Source organism: Burkholderia sp. SIMBA_062 (assembly GCF_046534765.1).
In the GTDB taxonomy this organism is placed as follows: Bacteria; Pseudomonadota; Gammaproteobacteria; order Burkholderiales; family Burkholderiaceae; genus Burkholderia; species Burkholderia ambifaria.
Map to the genome: position 1 here is coordinate 1 of NZ_JAWRYD010000622.1, position 236 is coordinate 236.

At 62.3% G+C, this 236-nt stretch carries 1 pseudogene; it reads left to right on the forward strand.

The features are described from left to right. Positions 1–236 (forward strand): annotated as a pseudogene (locus tag SB786_RS37670) (MFS transporter); the annotation flags it as partial.

Here is a 236-nt window from a genome sequence, read left to right on the forward strand (position 1 = left end):
GGTGCGCTTCGAACTCTTCACCACGTCGCCGCAAATTCCGCTGCTGACGCTCGCGGGCATCGGCTCGCTCGCGTGGTTCGTGTGGCATCAATGGCATCATCCGAAGCCGCTCGTGCGGCTGCACGCGCTGCGCGAGCGGCCGTTCCAGGTCGGGCTGCTGCTGTACATGTTCTACTACTACATGACCACGGTGCTCAGCTATCTGGTCTCGCGCTTTCTCGAAAGCGGTCTCGACT